Origin of the sequence: Ramlibacter tataouinensis TTB310 (assembly GCF_000215705.1) — a bacterium.
Lineage (GTDB): Bacteria > Pseudomonadota > Gammaproteobacteria > Burkholderiales > Burkholderiaceae_C > Ramlibacter > Ramlibacter tataouinensis.
In genome coordinates, this window is sequence record NC_015677.1 from 1,733,671 (window position 1) to 1,750,697 (window position 17,027).

Sequence of the window (17,027 nt, forward strand, 5' to 3'; positions counted from 1 at the left end):
TTGGGGCTAGCCCCCTTGCCCCAGCCGCGGGGCGGTCCTATGCTGGGCCGCATCGACCTTGCGAGGCAAAGCCATGTACAAGCGCATCCTGTTGGCCTATGACGGCAGCGACGCGGGCCAGAAGGCCCTGCTGGAGTGCCGCGAAGTGGCGCAATGGAGCCGCTCCGAGCTGTTCCTGGTGGCGGCCATGCCGTCAGCCATGAGCTTCGTCGGGCTGGAGGGCGGCGTCTACGACGTGGAGCTGGAGGAGCGCGAGCGCCGCAAGTACCAGTCGGTGCTGGAGGACGGGCTGCGCCGGCTGGCGTCCTGTGGCTACGCCGCCCGCGGCGAGGTCGTGGTGGGCGAGGCGGTGGACGAGATCACCAAGGCCGCGCGCCGCCTGGAGGCCGACCTGATCGTGGTCGGCCACAAGCACCTGGACAGCTGGGCGGCGCGCTGGTGGCGCGGATCGATCTCGGGCGCGCTGATCGAGCACTCGCCTTGCAGCGTGCTGTGCGTGATCGTCCACTGAAGCCGGTTGTGCTCCTGATTCCGTAGCGGCGCGCCTAGCCCGGGTGCGGACCGCCGGGCGACGCTGTGGGGCCCAAGGTTTTTTGCTGCACGGCAAAATAACTATACACGGCAGACACAGTGGGCTGGCATGCTGGCCCCGTGGTGCGCCCCCGCTCCCGCTGCCACGATTCGAAGAACAAGGACCCGGATGGACCCTCAAGCGCCGCCGCCCCCACGACCCGATCCCGCCACCCGTCCCGAGCCTGCCGAAGGGATCGGCTCGCCGCCGCGCCGCATCAGCCGCCGCGCTTCGCTGCTGGGCTCGCTCGTCGCCCTGCTGGCCGTGCTGGGCATAGCCTGGCTGGCCTGGTCGCTCACGCACCGTGAGCCCGCCGCTGCCGGCCCGGGCGGCGCCAATGCGGCCCGGGGCGCGCCGCCCACCACGGTGGGCGTGGCGACGGCCGAGCGGGCCGACCTGCCGGTGACGCTGGAAGCCCTGGGCACGGTGGTGCCGCAGGCCACGGCGCGGGTGCGGCCCCAGGTGTCGGGCGTGCTGCAGCAGGTGCTCTACCGCGAGGGCCAGATGGTGCGCAAGGGCGAGCTGCTGGCCGTGATCGACCCGCGCCCCTTCGAGATGGCGCTGCAGCAGGCCACCGGCCAGCGCATGCGCGACGAAGCGCAGCTGCAGGCGGCGCGCGTCACGTTGCAGCGCTACCAGACCCTGCTGGCGCAGGACTCCATCGCGCGCCAGGAGGTGGACACGCAGGCCGCGCTGGTCAAGCAGCTGGAGGCGGCCGTGGTGGTGGACCGCGCCAACGAGGGCACGGCGCGGCTGAACCTGGGCTACGCGCGCATCAACGCGCCCATCAGCGGCCGGGTCGGCCTGCGCACCGTGGACGTGGGCAACGTGGTGGGCACCAGCGACGCCAACGGCGTGGCCGTGATCACGCAGATGACGCCCATCGACGTGGAGTTCGCCGTGCCGCAGGACCAGGTGCCGGCGCTGCAGGCCAACGCCGGCCGGCCGCTGCCGGTGCGCGCTCTGGACCGCACCCGCGCCAACGTACTGGATACCGGCGTGTTCGCCTCCTTCGACAACCAGATCGACACCCAGACCGGCACCGTGCGCGCCAAGGCCCGCTTCACCAACCCGCAGGGCCAGCTCTTCCCCAACCAGTTCGTCAACGTGCAACTGCAGCTGCGCATTGTCGAAGGCGCCACCGTGGTGCCGGTGGCGGCGGTGCGCAACGGCGCCAACGGCGACTACGTGTTCCTGCTCAACCCGGACCGCACCGTGTCCATCCGCCAGGTCAAGCGCGGGTTGATGACGGTGGACAAGGTGCAGATCACCCAGGGGCTGCAGCCGGGCGACCGGGTCGTCACCGAGGGCGCGGACCGGCTGCGCGAAGGTGCGCGCGTGATGCTGCCGGGGGACGCGCCACGCCAGCCCGGCGCGGCCGGGGCGGGGCAGGGCGCGCAGAGCAGGCGCCCGGGGGCCAGCGCGCCGGCGCCATGAGCCCGTCCACCCCCTTCATCCAGCGCCCCGTCGCCACGGCCCTGTTCATGCTGGCCATCGTGCTGGCCGGGCTGGTGGGGCTGCGGCTGCTGCCGCTGTCGGCGCTGCCGCAGGTCGACTACCCGACCATCCAGGTGCAGACCCTCTACCCCGGCGGCAGCCCCGAGGTCATGGCGCAGACCGTCACCGCGCCGCTGGAGCGCCAGTTCGGCGAGATGCCGGGGCTGGAGCGCATGAGCTCCACCAGTGCGGCGGGCGTGTCCATCGTCACGCTGCAGTTCGGCCTGGGCCTGGCGCTGGACGTGGCCGAGCAGCAGGTGCAGGCGGCCATCAACGCCGGCGGCTCGCTGCTGCCGGCCGACCTGCCGGCGCCGCCGGTGTACGCCAAGGTGAATCCGGCCGACGCGCCGGTGCTGACCCTGGCCATCACCTCCGACACGCTGCCTTTGCCCGAGGTGCAGAACCTGGTCAACACCCGGCTGGCGCTCAAGATCAGCCAGGTCTCGGGCGTGGGTCTGGTCACGCTCTCGGGCGGGCAGCGGCCGGCCGTGCGCATCCAGGCCGACACGCGCGCGCTGGCCTCGTACGGCCTGACGCTGGACAACATCCGCACCGCCATCGGCGCGGCCAATGCCAATGGCGCCAAGGGCAGCATCGACGGCCCCAGCCGGGCCTGGAGCATCAACTCCAACGACCAGCTGCTGCGCGCCGAGGACTACAGCGACCTGATCGTCACCTACCGCAACGGCGCGCCGGTGCGCCTGTCGCACGTGGCCCGGGTAGTGGAGAGCGCCGAGAACGTCAAGCTCGGCGCCTGGGCGGGACTGCAGGCGCAGCAGGGCGGCACCGAGCTGGTGCCGGCCATCGTGCTCAACGTGCAGCGCCAGCCCGGCGCCAACGTGATCGCCACGGTGGACGCGATCAAGGCCCGCCTGCCCGGGCTGCTGGCTGGCCTGCCGTCCTCGCTGCGGGTGGAGGTGCTGTCGGACCGCACCACCGGCATCCGCGCCTCAGTGCACCACGTGCAGCTGGAGCTGGTCCTGGCGGTGGTGCTGGTGGTGCTGGTGATCTTCGCCTTCCTGCACAGCCCGCGCGCGACCGTCATCGCCAGCCTGGCCGTGCCGATCTCGCTGATCGGCACCTGCGGCGCCATGTACCTGCTGGGCTACAGCCTGAACAACCTGTCCCTGATGGCGCTGACCATCGCCACCGGCTTCGTGGTGGACGACGCCATCGTGATGATCGAGAACATCCAGCGCCACATCGAGGACGGCGAGCCGCCCATGCAGGCCGCGCTCAGAGGCGCCAGCGAGATCGGCTTCACCATCATCTCGCTGACGGTGTCGCTGATCGCCGTGCTGATCCCGCTGCTGTTCATGGGCGACGTGGTGGGCCGGCTGTTCCGCGAGTTCGCCGTCACGCTGGCCATCACCATCCTGATCTCGGGCGTGGTCTCCCTGACCCTGGTGCCCATGATGTCGGCGCGCTGGCTGAAGGCGCACGGCCCGGGGAGCGCCCGGCCGGAAACCGGCTGGGGCGCGCGCATGCAGAAGGGCTTCGACAGCATGATCGGCCGCTACGACGTCGCCCTGCAGTGGGTGCTGGCGCGCCAGGGCCTGACGCTGCTGGTGGCCCTGGCCACCCTGGTGCTCACGGTGCTGCTGTACATCTGGATCCCCAAGGGCCTGTTCCCGACGCAGGACACGGGCCAGCTGCAGGCCCGGGTGGAGGCGGCCGAGTCCGTGTCCTTCGGCGCCATGGCCGGCCTGCAGCAGGAGGTGGCCCGCGCGCTGATGGAGGACCCGGCGGTGGCCTCGCTGGCCAGCTTCGTCGGCGTGGACGCGGCCAACAACACCATGCTGCACACGGGCCGCCTGCTGATCAACCTGAAGGACGACCGTGACGGGCTGGACGAGGTGATGGAGCGGCTGCGCCGCGCCGGCCAGCGCGTACCGGGCGTCGCGCTGTACCTGCAGCCGGTGCAGGACCTGAGCATCGACGCCGAGTCCGGGCCCACGCAGTTCCGCTTCTCGCTGGAGGCGGCCGACACCGCCACGGTGACCGAGTGGGCGACCCGCCTGGTGGAGAAGCTGCAGACCGAGCCGCGGCTGCGCAACGTGGTGACCGATGCCGACGCGACCGGCTCGGCCGTGTTCGTCGACGTGGACCGCGACACGGCGGCCCGGCTGAACATCACGGCGGCCACCATCGACGAGGCGCTGTACAGCGCCTTCGGCCAGCGCATCGTCTCGACCATCTTCACCGAGACCAACCAGTACCGGGTGATCCTGGAGGCCCGGCCGGACGGCTACGGCTCGCCGGCCTCGCTGGGGCAGGTGCAGCTGCGCACCGCCTCGGGCGAGCCCACGCCGCTGTCGGCAGTGGCCCGCATCACCGAGCGGCCGGCGCCGCTGCAGGTGACGCACGTGGCGCAGTACCCGGCGACCACGGTGGGCTTCGACACGGCCGAGGGCGTGGCGCTGGGCCGCGCCGTGGAGGCCATCCGCGAGGCCGCGCGCGAGGTCGGCCTGCCGGCCGGCGTGACCATGACCTTCCTGGGCGCCTCGGGCGCCTACGAGTCCTCGCTGTCCAACCAGCTGTGGCTGATCCTGGCAGCCGTGGTCTGCGTCTACATCGTGCTGGGCGTGCTGTACGAGAGCTACGTGCACCCGCTCACCATCCTGTCCACGCTGCCCTCGGCCGGCGTGGGCGCGCTGCTGGCGCTGATGCTGACCGGCAACGAGCTGGGGGTGATCGGCATCATCGGCATCATCCTGCTGATCGGCATCGTCAAGAAGAACGCGATCATGATGATCGACTTCGCCATCGACGCCGAGCGCAACGACGGGAAGTCGCCGCGCGAGGCGATCCACCAGGCTGCGCTGCTGCGCTTCCGGCCCATCCTGATGACCACGCTGGCTGCGCTGTTCGCCGCCGTGCCGCTGATGCTGGGCTGGGGCGAGGGCGCCGAGCTGCGCCGGCCGCTGGGCCTGGCCATCTTCGGCGGCCTGATCGTCAGCCAGCTGCTGACCCTGTTCACCACGCCGGTGATCTACCTGGCGTTCGACAGGCTGGGGCGGCGCTGGGGCCGGCGCCCGCAGGAGCAGGCGCCCGCATGAACCTGTCCGCGCCCTTCGTCCGCCGCCCCGTCGCCACCGTCCTGCTGACGGTCTGGATCGCCCTGTCCGGCATCGGCGCCTTCTTCCTGCTGCCGGTGGCCGCGCTGCCGCAGGTCGACTTCCCCGTGATCAGCGTCAGCGCCAGCCTGCCGGGCGCCAGCCCCGAGACCATGGCCACCAGCGTGGCGCAGCCGCTGGAGCGCCGGCTGGGCGTGATCGCGGGCGTCAACGAGATGACCTCCAGCAGCGGCAACGGCTCGACCCGCATCACGCTGCAGTTCAACCTGGACCGCGACATCGACGCGGCCGCGCGCGAGGTGCAGGCGGCCATCAACGCCTCGCGCGCCGACCTGCCGTCCACGCTGCGCAGCAACCCGACCTACCGCAAGGCCAACCCGTCGGCCGCGCCGGTGATCATCCTGGCGCTGACCTCGCCCACCCGTTCGCCCGGCCAGATCTACGACGCGGTGTCCAACATCGTGCAGCAGAAGATCGCCCAGGTGCAGGGCGTGGGCGAGGTGGAGCTGGGCGGCGGCTCGCAGCCGGCGGTGCGGGTGGAGCTGGTGCCGTTCGCGCTGAACAAGTTCGGCATCAGCACCGAGGACGTGCGCGCCGCCATCCAGGCCGCCACCGGCAACCGTCCCAAGGGCGCCGTGGAGGGCGGCGCCCAGCAGTTCCAGATCTACACCTCCAGCAGCGGCGGCGGCGGCCGCAGTGCTGCCGACTACCGCGGGCTGGTGGTGGCCTGGCGCGACGGCGCGGCCGTGCGCCTGTCCGACGTGGCCCAGGTCAGCGACAGCGTGGAGAACATCAACACGCTGGGCCTGTTCAACGGCGAGCCGGCCGTGGTCGTGCTGGTGCGGCTGCAGGCCGGCGCCAACGTGATTGAGACGGTGGACGGCGTACGCGACCTGCTGCCCGAGCTGCAGGCCCAGCTGCCGCAGGACATCCGGCTGGCCGTGGCCTCGGACCGCACCTACTCGATCCGCGCGGCGCTGCACGAGGTGGAGATCACGCTGGTGATCGCGGTCATCCTGGTGGTGCTGGTGGTCAGCGCCTTCCTGCGCAGCGTGCGCGCCACCATCATCCCGGCCATCGCCACCGTCGTGTCCCTGCTGGGCACCTTCGGCGTGATGTACCTGCTGGGCTTCTCGCTCAACAACCTGTCGCTGATGGCGCTGACGGTGGCCACCGGCTTCGTGGTGGACGATGCCATCGTGGTGCTGGAGAACACGGCCCGCCACATCGAGGCCGGCATGGACCGCATGAAGGCCGCGCTGCTGGGCGCGCGCGAGGTCGGCTTCACCGTGCTGTCGATCAGCCTGTCGCTGGTGGCGGTGTTCATTCCGCTGCTGTTCATGGGCGGGCAGGTGGGCCGGCTGTTCCGGGAGTTCGCGGTCACCCTGTCGGCGGCGGTGATGATCTCGCTGCTGATCTCGCTGACCACCACGCCCATGATGTGCGCCTGGCTGCTCAAGCCCGGCACGCCACACAAGCAGCCCAGCCGCGTCGCGCGCGCGTTCGAGCGCGGCTTCGGCGCCATGCACCGCGCCTACGCCCACAGCCTGGACTGGGCGCTGCACGCGCGCTGGATGGTGATGGCCATCCTGGCGGCCGTGGTGGGGCTGAACGTCTACCTGTTCGTCAAGATCCCCAAGGGGTTCTTCCCGCAGCAGGACACCGGCCAGATCAGCGGCGGCCTGCGTGCCGACCAGAGCATCTCGTTCCAGGCCATGCAGGAGAAGCTGCGGCAGCTGGTGGACATCATCCGCAAGGACCCGGCGGTGGACACCGTGGTGGGCTTCACCGGCGGCAGCCGCGCCGGTGGTGGCTTCCTGTTCGTCAACCTCAAGCCGGCCGACGAGCGCCCCGGGGGCGAGCGCGGCCAGGCGGTGATCGCGCGCCTGCGGCCCCAGCTGGCGCAGGTGACCGGCGTCACGCTGTTCCTCAACCCGGTGCAGGACCTGCGCTTCGGCGGCCGCTCCAGCAACTCCACCTACCAGTACACGCTCAAGAGCGACAACCAGGCCGACCTCAAGCGCTGGGCTGTGCGCCTGGCCGATGCCATGAGGCGCCAGCCGGCCCTGGTGGACGTGGACACCGACCAGCAGGAGAACGGCGTCGAGACCTACGTGGAGGTCGACAAGGAGACCGCCGCCCGCCTGGGCATCAGCTCGCGCGACGTGGACAACGCCCTGTACAACGCCTTCGGCCAGCGCCAGGTGGCCACGCTCTACCAGGACATCAATCAGTACCGGGTGATCCTGGCGGTCGCACCGCAGTACATCCGCAGCCCGGAGGCGCTCAAGGACATCCACGTGCCGGCCCGCAACGCCGGCGGCGTGGTCGGGGCGGGCACCGGCAGCGCCGCGACCGGCGGCACCAGCGCCACCGGCACCGCGGGCACGACCACCGGCACCGCCACCGCCGCCATCAACCCCGCCCTGCGCGACCAGGCCAGCGGCCAGCCGCTGAGCAACGCCTCGGTGACCATGGTGCCGCTGTCGGCCATCGCCCGCTTCTCCGAGCGCCCCACGGCCAGCTCGGTCAACCACCAGGACGCCGAACTGGCCACCACCATTTCGTACAACCTGGCGCCCGGCAGCAGCGTGGCCGAGGGCGAGGCCGCGGTGCGGGCGGCCGAGGCCGAGATCGCCATGCCCACCAGCGTGCGCGGCAGCTTCCAGGGCGTGGCGCGGGCGGCGCAGGAATCCCAGGGCCAGCAGCCGCTGCTGATCCTCGCGGCCGTCGTGGTCATCTACATCGTGCTGGGCATGCTGTACGAGAGCCTGGTGCACCCGGTCACCGTGCTGTCCACGCTGCCGTCGGCCGGCGTGGGCGCGGTGCTGGCGCTGCTGATGTTCGACCTGGACTTCTCCATCATGGCGCTGATCGGCGTGTTCCTGCTGATCGGCATCGTCAAGAAGAACGCCATCCTGATCATCGACTTCGCACTGGATGCCGAGCGCTCGCGCGGCCTGCCGGCGCCGGAGGCGGTGCGCGAGGCCTGCCTGCTGCGCTTCCGGCCCATCCTCATGACCACCCTGGCCGCCATCCTGGGCGCGCTGCCGCTGGCCATCGGCTTCGGCGACGGCGCCGAGCTGCGGCGGCCGCTGGGCATCGCCATCGTCGGCGGACTGGTGGCCAGCCAGGTGCTCACCCTGCTGACCACGCCGGTGGTGTACCTGGTGCTGGACAAGCTGCGCCGGCGGGGGCCGCAGGAGCGGGCGCTGGGCCGCCAGAACGAGCCGCAAACGACATGAAGAACGACACCGTCTCCACGCACCCGGTTCGCTCGGGGCGAACGGCGTTCCTGCCGGCCTTGGTGCTGGCCCTGACGGCCTGCGCCGTCGGTCCCACCTACCAGGGCCCGCCGCCGGTGGAGACGCCGGTGGCCTTCAGGCAGGGGCAGGGCGAGTGGATACGGGTGGTGCCGGCCGACACGCTGGAGCGCGGCCCCTGGTGGCAGCTGTTCGGCGACCCGGTGCTGAACGACCTGGCCGCCAGCGTCGAGGTGTCCAACCAAAACGTCGCCGCCGCCGTGGCGGCCTATGCCCAGGCCCGCGCCCTGGTGGCCGAGCAGCGCGCCTCGCTGTTCCCCAGCGTGGTGCTGGACGGCGGCGGCAGCCGCACAGGCGGCGAGGGCAGCGCCACCGGCACCCGCCGCAGCTACGACGTGACCCTGGGCGCGGGCTGGGAGCCGGACGTGTGGGGCCGGCTGCGCCGCGGCGTCGCCGGCGCGCGCGCCGGCGAGCAGGCCAGCGCCGCCGACCTGGCGGCCGCGCGCCTGTCCGCCCAGGGCGAGCTGGCCGTCAACTACCTCAACCTGCGCGGCACCGATGCGCAGCGCGCGCTGCTGGTGCAGACCCTCCAGGGCTACCAGCGCGCCCTGACCATCACCAACAACCGCTACCAGGCTGGCATCGCCGCGCGCACCGACGTGCTGCAGGCCGAGACCCAGCTGGCCAACGCCCAGGCCGAGCTGCTGGGCCTGGACCGCCAGCGCGCCCAGCTGGAGAACGCGATCGCCGTGCTGGTGGGGCGCGCGCCGGGCAACTTCAGCCTGCCGCCGGCGTTGGCTTCCGCGGCCGTGCCGCAGGTGCCGGACGTGCCCCTGGCGCTGCCGTCCACGCTGCTGCTGCGCCGGCCGGACGTGGTGTCGGCCGAGCGGCGCGTGGCGGCGGCCAACGAGAACATCGGCATCGCCCAGTCCGCCTGGTTCCCCAGCCTGCAGCTGTCCGGCTCGGCGGGAGCGGGCGCGGCGGCCATCGGCGACCTGTTCAGCGCCGGCAGCCTGGTCTGGGCGCTGGGCGTGTCGCTGGCCCAGTCGGTGTTCGACGGCGGCGCCATCAACGCGCGCATAGCGCGCAGCCGCGCCGCCTTCGACCAGGCCGCGGCGCAGTACCGCCAGACCGTGCTGGTGGCTTTCCAGGACGTGGAGGACCAGCTGGCCGCCGCCCGCATCCTGGGCGAGCAGCTGGCGCTGCGCCAGCAGGCAGCGCGGGCGGCCGATCTGGTGGAGCAGCAGGTGCTCAACCGCTACCAGGCGGGGCAGGTGGGCTTCACCGAGGTCATCACCGCGCAGGCCACGGCGCAGGCGGCGCGCCGCAACCTGGTGCAGCTGCAGGCCGACCGGCAGGTGGCCGCGGTGGCGCTGATCCAGGCACTGGGCGGCGGCTGGCAGGGCCTGCCGCGCTGATTTTGTAGGACGGGGCCGACAACTGCCGCGCTTGGGCCGGGGATGGGATCGATGCCAACGTAAGATGCCGGCGCCCAGGCACAGACATGAGGCCCCCGACCCGACCGCTTCCCCTTGCCCTGCTGCCGCTGCTGGCCTGCGCCGCCTCCCTGCAGGCGGCGCAGGCCGAGGTGGCCCAGCTCGGCAGCCTGGCGGACCTGAGCCTGGAGCAGCTGAGCCAGGTGCAGGTCACCTCGGTATCGGGCCATGCCGAGCCGCTGCAGGATGCGGCCGCTTCCATCTACGTGATCACGGCGCAGGACATCCGCCGCTCGGCCGCCACCAGCCTGCCCGAGGTGCTGCGGCTGGCACCCAACCTGCAGGTGGCGCAGGTGGATGCCGGGAGCTGGGCCATCAGCGCGCGCGGCTTCAACACCGCCATCGCCAACAAGCTGCTGGTGCTGATCGACGGCCGCACCATCTACTCCAACCTGTTCTCCGGCGTCATCTGGGAGGCCAACCGGGTGATGCTGGAGGACATCGAGCGCATCGAGGTGATCAGCGGCCCCGGCGGCACGCTGTGGGGCGCCAATGCCGTCAACGGCGTGATCAACGTCATCACCCGCCAGGCCGCCGACACCCAAGGCGTGCTGGCCAGCGCGGTCCGCTCGCACGACGGCGGTCGCGAGGCGGTGCGCTGGGGCGGCCGGCTGGGGGGTGGGGCCGTGCGCGTCTACGGCCTGGCCACCGACCGCGGCAACACGCGGCGCCTGGACGGGACCGGGGTGGACGATGCGGCCAGCCGGCTGCAGACCGGTTTCCGCGCGGACTGGCAGTCAGGCCCGGGCGGGCTGACGCTGCAGGGCGATGCCTACCGCGGCGGCAGCGAGCCGGCCAGCCGCAGCGCGCCGCGCCAATACGGCGGCAACCTGCTGGCGCGCTGGAGCAGCCGCCTGGCCGGTGGCTCGCCCTACACGCTGCAGGCCTACTGGGACGTGGCCGACTACGACCAGCTCACGGCCATCCGCAACCGGTCCACCAACCTGGACCTGCAGTTCAGCCAGGAGCCGCTGCTGCCGGCCGGGCATCACCTGGTCTGGGGCGGCGGCTGGCGCCGCGGCTTCGACGCCAACCAGGCCAGCGAACTGGTGCTGCTGCAGCCGGCCGAGCGCCAGCTGACCTGGTCCCACCTGTTCGTGCAGCACCAGCTGCGCCTGGCGCGCCGCTGGCAGCTGACCGCGGGCGTCAAGGCCGAGCGCAACAGCTACACCGGGCTGGAGTGGCTGCCCAACCTGCGCCTGGCGTACGAGCATGGGCCGCAGAGCACCACCTGGGCCGCCGCCTCGCGCGCGGTGCGCGCGCCCTCGCGCATCGACCGCGATTTCTTCTTTCCCGGCCGCGCGCCCTTCCTCATCGCCGGCGGCCCGGACTTCGAGTCCGAGGTCGCCGACGTGCTGGAGCTGGGGCACCGCGGCCGCTGGGGCAACACCCTGTCGTACGCGGCCACCGTGTTCCGGCAGCAGTACCGGGGCCTGCGCGCCGGCGTGCCCGGCCAGGTGCCGGCCCGGGTCTCCAACCAGGTGGAAGGGACCAACGACGGCATCGAGGCCTGGGGCCAGTGGCAGCTCGCACCCGCCTGGCGCCTGGCCGCCGGCTGGCTGGCGCAGCACAAGGACCTGCGCTTTTCCTCCGGCGCCACCGATGCCGTGTCCATCGCCAACCTGGGCAACGACCCCAGCCACCAGTGGAGCCTGCGCTCCTACCTGTCGCTGGGCGCGCGCACCGAGTTCGACCTGGCGCTGCGGCGCGTCGGCGCCTTGCCCGCGCCGCAGGTGCCGGCCTACACCGCGGTGGACGCGCGGCTGGCCTTCCAGGTGACGCCCTCGCTGGCGCTGTCGGTGCTGGGCCAGAACCTGTTCGACCGCGGCCACCGCGAATTCGAGCCCGCGGCGGTCGGCAGCGTGATCGGGCGGCGGCTCTATCTCAAGGCCGTGTGGCAGCTCTGAGCGTGAACCATTCCCTGTCGTCGCCGCTGCGGTGGTTGCTGCCCTGGGCGGTGCTGGCCTGGCTGCTGGCCGGCGGCGCCGCGCTGGCGCAGCCCGCGTCCCAGCGCGAGAGCGCGGTGAAGGCGGCGTTCCTGTTCAAGTTCCCGGCCTTCGTCGAGTGGCCGGCCGGCAGCTTCCGCACGCCGGACCATCCGGTGGTGATCGGCGTGCTGGGCAACGACGCGGTGGCGTCCGACCTGGAGCAGCTGGCCGCGAGCCGCCACCTGGACGGCCGGCCCGTCACGGTGCGCCGGCTGGCCGAGGGCGAGCCGCCGGCCGGCGTGCACCTGCTGTTCGTGGGCGCAACCACGCCGGCCCGGCTGCGCGAGTCGGTGGCCGCGGCGGCGGGCCCGGTGCTGGTGGTCGCCGAGCAGGAGGGCGGCCTGCGCGCCGGCGCGGTGCTCAACTTCACGCAGGAGGAAGGCCGGGTGCGCTTCGGCGCCTCGCTGGCCGCGGCCGAGGCGCGCGGCCTGCGCCTGAGCTCGCGCCTGCTGGCGGTGGCCAGCGCGGTGGAAGGGCGGACCCGGTGATGAACCCGCTGCGCGCCGGCACCCTGCGCCAGCGGCTGGACCGCATCCTGTCCGGCACCACCCTGCTGGCGCTGGGGGTGGCGGGACTGGCGCTGCTGGCGTTCAACCTGGGGCGCGAGCTGCGCTACCTGGAGCAGGACCTGGTCACCCAGGGTGACATCGTGGCCCTGGCCAGCTCCGCGGCGCTGGCGTTCGACGACACCCGGGCTGCGGCGGAGGCGCTCTCGGCGCTGCGGGCCAATCCGAGCGTCACGGCGGCCGCGCTGTACGACACGCAGGGCGAGTTGTTCGCGTCGTTTTTCCAGGCGCAGGGGCAGCGCCAGCTGCTGCCCGAGGGGCCGGACGGCTGGGGCCGGCGGCTGGATACGCGCGCCGCCGTGGTGTGGCGGCCGGTAGAACTGCGCGGCGAGCGTGTGGGCCTGCTCTACCTGCAGGTGCAGCACGGGCTGGTGCGCAGCACGCTGGAGTACCTGGCGGCCCTGGCCGGCATCATGAGCCTGAGCCTGGCCGCGGCGCTGCTGCTGTCGCGCCGCCTGCACCGCGAGGTGATGCGGCCGCTGCACGAGGTGAGCGAGGTCGCGCGCGCCATCCTGCGCGGCGAAACGCCCAGCCTGCGGGCACGCAAGACCAGCGACGACGAGGCCGGCGCGCTGGTGGACGCCTTCAACGCCATGCTGGACGAGCTGGACCGGCGCGCCCGGACCCTGCGCGAAGCCAACGACGCGCTGCGCGCCAGCGAGCAGCGCTACCAGCTGGCGGTGCGCGGCTCCAGCGCCGGCCTGTGGGACTGGGACCTGGGCAGCCGCACGCTGTTCCTGTCGCCGCGCTTCAAGGCGCTGCTGGGCTACACCGAGCAGGAATTCCCGGACCGGCCTTCCTCGACCCTGCGGGTGCTGCACGAGGACGACCGCGCGTTGCTGTTCGCCGCGATGCGCGGCCACCTGCGGCACGGCCGCCCGTTCCAGGTGGAGTGCCGGCTGCGCGACGCCACCGGGCGCTGGCGCTGGTTCTTCGTGGCCGGCATGGCCCAGCGCGACGACGCGGGACGGGCGTACCGCATGGCCGGTTCGGTGATCGACGTGACCGAGCGCAAGGAAGCCGAGCAGGTGCTGCAGGAGGCCAACCGCGCCAAGGACGAGTTCCTGGCGACACTGGCGCACGAGCTGCGCAACCCGCTGGCACCCATCCGCACCGGCCTGGACATCCTGAAGAAGGACAAGGCCAACGGGACGGCCTCGCAGCGCGCGCGGGAGACCATGGAGCGCCAGCTGGCGCACATGATCCGGCTGATCGACGACCTGCTGGACATCTCGCGCATCAACAGCGGCAAGATCCACCTGGCGGTGGAGCGCATCCGCCTGCGCGGGGTGATCGACAGCGCGGTGGAGGTCAGCCGCCCGGCCATGGCCGCCGGCGGCCACGAGCTGCAGGTGCTGCTGCCCGAGGCCGAGATCGAGCTGATCGGCGACGCCACGCGGCTGGCGCAGGCGGTGGGCAATCTGCTGAACAACGCCGCCAAGTACACGCCGGCCGGCGGCCACATCGCGCTGCGCGCGCGCCAGGAGGGCCTGGAGGCGGTGATCGAGGTGCAGGACGACGGCGTGGGCATCCCCGAGGCCATGCTCGAGCGCGTGTTCTCGCTGTTCACCCAGGTGGACCGCAGCATGGAGCGGGCGCAGGGTGGCCTGGGCATCGGCCTGTACCTGGTGCGCAGCCTGGTGGAGCTGCACCATGGCAGCGTGGTGGCCGCCAGCGCCGGCGCAGGCCGCGGCAGCCTGTTCACCGTGCGCCTGCCCTGCCTGCCCGCCGACAGCGCGCCGGCCGCGCCCTCGGCGCCGGCCGGCGCCGCCGGCGCCGCCACCGAGGGCCGCAAGGTGCTGCTGGTCGACGACAACGTGGACGCAGCCGAGACCCTGTCCCTGGTGCTGGACATGATGGGCTACCAGGTGTGCATGGTGCACGACGGCGCCGCGGTGCTGGCGGCGGCGCAGGCGTTCGATCCGGACGTCATCCTGCTGGACATCGGCCTGCCGGGCCTGAGCGGCTACGACGTGGCGCGCCAGCTGCGCCGCGAGCCGCGTTTCGCCCGCACCGTGCTGATCGCCATCACCGGCTGGGGCAGCGAGCGCGACCGGCGCGAGGCCCGGGAAGCCGGCTTCGACCACCACCTGACCAAGCCGGTGGACGTGGCCGTGCTGGAGCCCTTGATGGCGTCGGTGGCTGCGGCGCCTTGAGCCCCGGGTGTTAAGACCCCGCACGCCAACCTGGCGCCCTGCGCGGGGCACCTTTGCCATCCTAGGACGGCAAAGGTCAGCGGCTGGCCTGGCTGCCGGAGGCGGCCCGCCTGGGCAGCGCGTTCAGCTGGCGCGCCGGCGTGAGGCGCAGGGTCTCGGCGGCCGTGGCGCTGCTGCGCGAGGCCGGCCCGGGCGTGCCGGGCAGCAGGCGCCAGGCCAGCCACCCCAGGCCCAGCACCACCAGCAGCAGGCAGGGCAGGACCCACCGCAACGGCAGGCGCGAGCGGCCCAAGCCCTCCAGCGTATAGCGGCTCAGGTCCGCCGGCTTGCGCAGAGGCGTGACCGGCACCGCTGCCGCGGGCCAGCGGGCGGCGTCGTACTCGGCCCGGCGGTGCGGGTCGGACAGCACTTCGTAGGCCTGGTTGATCAGGGCGATGCGGGCCTCGTTGCCGGCCGCGCGCCCGCGCCTATCAGGGTGGTGCTGCTGCACCAGGGCACGCCAGGCGCGGCGCACCTCCTCCGTCGACGCGGTGGGCAGCACGTGCAGCGCGTCGTAGAGGCTGGGGGCCGGATTCTGGCTCATGGGGGCGGAAGATACACCAGCCTCAGCGGCCGGCGCCAGAGGGCGGGGTCTTGGGTTGGTAGTCGCACCAGCGCGCCACGGCGCATTCCCAGCAGCGCGGCGTGCGCGCAACGCAGACATAGCGGCCGTGCAGGATCAGCCAGTGGTGGGCGTTCACCGCGTAGGCCGGCGGCACGCGGCGGATCAGTTCCAGCTCCACCTCCAGGGGGTTCTTGCCCGGCGCCAGGCCGGTGCGGTTGCTGACGCGGAAGATGTGGGTGTCCACCGCCATGGTGGGCTCGCCGAAGGCCACGTTCAGCACCACGTTGGCCGTCTTGCGGCCCACGCCCGGCAGCGCCTCCAGCTCCTCGCGGGTGCGCGGCACCCGGCCGCCATGGCGCTCGACCAGCAGGCGGCAGGTCTCCATCAGGTTGCGCGCCTTGGTGCGGTACAGGCCGATGGTGCGGATGTAGCCCTCCAGCCGCTCCAGCCCCAGCGCCAGCATGGCCTGCGGCGTGCCGGCCACCGGGAACAGGCGCCGGGTCGCCTTGTTCACGCCCACGTCGGTGGCCTGCGCCGACAGCAGCACCGCCGCCAGCAGCTCGAACACGCTGGTGTACTCCAGCTCGGTCACCGGCTGCGGGTTGGCCGCCTGGAGGGTGGCGAAGAAGGGTTCGATGGACTCGCGCTTCATGCGCGGCAGTGTAGGGCGCTGCCCGGTCCTAGCCCGCCAGGTTGCGGAACACGTAGCGCAGCAGGGCCGGCCAGAAGTCGCCGCCCCGGTGCTGCTCGGCCAGGGCCGAGACGTCGGCGAAGCCCTTGTGCAGCACGATGCCGCAGATCAGGGCCAGCAGGGCGATGGCGAAGACCTGCAGGACGCGTGGCAGGAGTCCGTGGGTGCGCGGGGGCATGGGGCGGGCGGGTGGGGCAGGCGGCAGGGTACCGCAAGCCGTTCAGCCGCGGTAGTGCGCCACCAGCGTGTCCACCAGCGACTGCGCGTAGGCCGGCAGCGCCTCGCCTTCGCGCACCAGCACGTGGCGCTCGCGCACGCGCCAGGGGTCGGTCAGCTCGATCTGCACCAGCTTCATGGGGCCCAGGTTGCGGCGGGCCGCGCTCTCGGGGACGATGCCGATGCCCACGCCGGCGCCGACCATGCGGCACATCGCATCGAAGCTGGACAACTGGATGCGCAGCTTGAGCGGCCGCCCCAGCGCCTCGGTCACCTGGGCCAGGAAGGCCTGCAGCGTGCTGCCCGGGTGCATGCCCACCGCGTCCTCGTCCAGGGTCTCGGCGAAGGCGATGCGCCTGCGCCGCGCGAAGCGGTGGTCGCGCGGCACCACCAGCACCAGCCGGTCGGTGCTGAAGTGGATGGCGCGCAGGCCCAGCGTGTCCACCTGGCCGGCCACGATGCCCAGGTCGGCACGGCTGTCCAGCACGCCGCGGGCGATCTCAGCGTTCGGTTTTTCCTGAAGCTCCACGTTCACCCGCGGGTTGGCGTTGAGGAAGGCCGGCAACACCTCGGGCAGGAAGTCGGTCACCGCCGTGGTGTTGGCGAACACGCGCACGTGCCCGCGCAGGCCGCCGCCGTAGTCCTGCAGGTCGGCCTGCAGCTGGTCGGCCTGGCGCAGCAGCGCGCGCGCATGGTGCAGGAAGGCCTCGCCCGCTGGCGTCAGGCGCACGCCGCGTGCCTCACGGTAGAGCAGGGCCAGGCCGGCCTGCGACTCCAGCGCCTTGATGCGAGCGCTGGCCGCCGCCAGCGACAGATGCCGCAGCCGCGCGGCGCGGGTGAGGTTGCCCTCGGCGGCGGTGGCGGCGAACAGCCGCAGGTCGGTCACGTCGAACTGCATGGCG

Annotated in this window: 12 protein-coding genes; 8 read left to right on the plus strand and 4 right to left on the minus strand. The window is 72.7% G+C overall.

From position 1 onward, the window contains the following. Nucleotides 1–73 precede the first annotated feature (73 nt). From RTA_RS08470 to RTA_RS08505, 8 genes are all read left to right on the plus strand, one after another. On the plus strand, nucleotides 74–511 hold the full coding sequence (locus tag RTA_RS08470; RefSeq protein WP_013900973.1) for a universal stress protein: 438 nt from the start codon (nucleotides 74–76) through the stop codon (nucleotides 509–511). 189 nt (nucleotides 512–700) lie between these two features. After that, the gene (locus tag RTA_RS08475) at nucleotides 701–2,008 is read left to right on the plus strand and encodes an efflux RND transporter periplasmic adaptor subunit (RefSeq protein WP_013900974.1); all 1,308 of its coding nucleotides are present in this window, start codon (nucleotides 701–703) and stop codon (nucleotides 2,006–2,008) included. After that, nucleotides 2,005–5,127: an efflux RND transporter permease subunit gene (locus RTA_RS08480; protein WP_013900975.1), complete on the plus strand. Its 3,123-nt coding sequence runs from the start codon at nucleotides 2,005–2,007 to the stop codon at nucleotides 5,125–5,127. The genes RTA_RS08475 and RTA_RS08480 overlap by 4 nt, the downstream gene beginning before the upstream one ends. Beyond that, a complete protein-coding gene (locus RTA_RS08485) occupies nucleotides 5,124–8,390 on the plus strand; it encodes an efflux RND transporter permease subunit (protein WP_013900976.1) in 3,267 nt (1,088 codons plus the stop codon). The genes RTA_RS08480 and RTA_RS08485 overlap by 4 nt, the downstream gene beginning before the upstream one ends. Next, complete coding sequence (locus RTA_RS08490; RefSeq protein WP_013900977.1) at nucleotides 8,387–9,826, plus strand: efflux transporter outer membrane subunit; 1,440 nt, start codon at nucleotides 8,387–8,389, stop codon at nucleotides 9,824–9,826. The genes RTA_RS08485 and RTA_RS08490 overlap by 4 nt, the downstream gene beginning before the upstream one ends. Nucleotides 9,827–9,912: 86 nt before the next feature. Next, nucleotides 9,913–11,811, plus strand: a complete 1,899-nt coding sequence (locus RTA_RS08495) for a TOL_0244 family TonB-dependent receptor (protein ID WP_049871256.1) — start codon at nucleotides 9,913–9,915, stop codon at nucleotides 11,809–11,811. 2 nt (nucleotides 11,812–11,813) lie between these two features. Next, nucleotides 11,814–12,380, plus strand: a complete 567-nt coding sequence (locus RTA_RS20960; protein WP_049871257.1) for a TOL_0243 family YfiR-like periplasmic protein — start codon at nucleotides 11,814–11,816, stop codon at nucleotides 12,378–12,380. Continuing rightward, nucleotides 12,380–14,614, plus strand: coding sequence for a sensor histidine kinase, YfiR-like protein-associated (locus RTA_RS08505; protein ID WP_013900980.1), 2,235 nt, complete (start codon nucleotides 12,380–12,382; stop codon nucleotides 14,612–14,614). The genes RTA_RS20960 and RTA_RS08505 overlap by 1 nt, the downstream gene beginning before the upstream one ends. A gap of 76 nt (nucleotides 14,615–14,690) precedes the next feature. Here the strand turns inward: RTA_RS08505 and RTA_RS19735 are convergent, their stop codons facing one another. Genes RTA_RS19735 through RTA_RS08525 form a run of 4 tightly spaced genes read right to left on the minus strand, consistent with a single transcriptional unit; the run spans nucleotide 14,691 to nucleotide 17,023 of the window. Next, entirely contained in the window at nucleotides 14,691–15,197 is a 507-nt protein-coding gene (locus RTA_RS19735; protein ID WP_013900981.1) for a J domain-containing protein, read from the minus strand. Nucleotides 15,198–15,219: 22 nt separating this feature from the next. Then, complete coding sequence (nth, locus tag RTA_RS08515) at nucleotides 15,220–15,870, minus strand: endonuclease III (protein WP_013900982.1); 651 nt, start codon at nucleotides 15,868–15,870, stop codon at nucleotides 15,220–15,222. A 28-nt stretch (nucleotides 15,871–15,898) separates the two neighbouring features. Beyond that, on the minus strand, nucleotides 15,899–16,087 hold the full coding sequence (locus RTA_RS08520; protein WP_013900983.1) for a hypothetical protein: 189 nt from the start codon (nucleotides 16,085–16,087) through the stop codon (nucleotides 15,899–15,901). Nucleotides 16,088–16,129: 42 nt separating this feature from the next. Then, entirely contained in the window at nucleotides 16,130–17,023 is an 894-nt protein-coding gene (locus RTA_RS08525; protein WP_013900984.1) for a LysR family transcriptional regulator, read from the minus strand. Nucleotides 17,024–17,027 lie beyond the last annotated feature (4 nt).

Coding starts and splice junctions, on each gene's coding strand:
- RTA_RS08520 (WP_013900983.1), bottom strand. CDS start 16,087: ATGCCCCCGCGCACCCACGGACTCCTGCCACGCGTCCTGCAGGTCTTC.
- RTA_RS08480 (WP_013900975.1), top strand. CDS start 2,005: ATGAGCCCGTCCACCCCCTTCATCCAGCGCCCCGTCGCCACGGCCCTG.
- RTA_RS08485 (WP_013900976.1), top strand. CDS start 5,124: ATGAACCTGTCCGCGCCCTTCGTCCGCCGCCCCGTCGCCACCGTCCTG.
- RTA_RS08495 (WP_049871256.1), top strand. CDS start 9,913: ATGAGGCCCCCGACCCGACCGCTTCCCCTTGCCCTGCTGCCGCTGCTG.
- RTA_RS08475 (WP_013900974.1), top strand. CDS start 701: ATGGACCCTCAAGCGCCGCCGCCCCCACGACCCGATCCCGCCACCCGT.
- RTA_RS08505 (WP_013900980.1), top strand. CDS start 12,380: ATGAACCCGCTGCGCGCCGGCACCCTGCGCCAGCGGCTGGACCGCATC.
- RTA_RS08490 (WP_013900977.1), top strand. CDS start 8,387: ATGAAGAACGACACCGTCTCCACGCACCCGGTTCGCTCGGGGCGAACG.
- nth (WP_013900982.1), bottom strand. CDS start 15,870: ATGAAGCGCGAGTCCATCGAACCCTTCTTCGCCACCCTCCAGGCGGCC.
- RTA_RS08525 (WP_013900984.1), bottom strand. CDS start 17,023: ATGCAGTTCGACGTGACCGACCTGCGGCTGTTCGCCGCCACCGCCGCC.
- RTA_RS08470 (WP_013900973.1), top strand. CDS start 74: ATGTACAAGCGCATCCTGTTGGCCTATGACGGCAGCGACGCGGGCCAG.
- RTA_RS19735 (WP_013900981.1), bottom strand. CDS start 15,197: ATGAGCCAGAATCCGGCCCCCAGCCTCTACGACGCGCTGCACGTGCTG.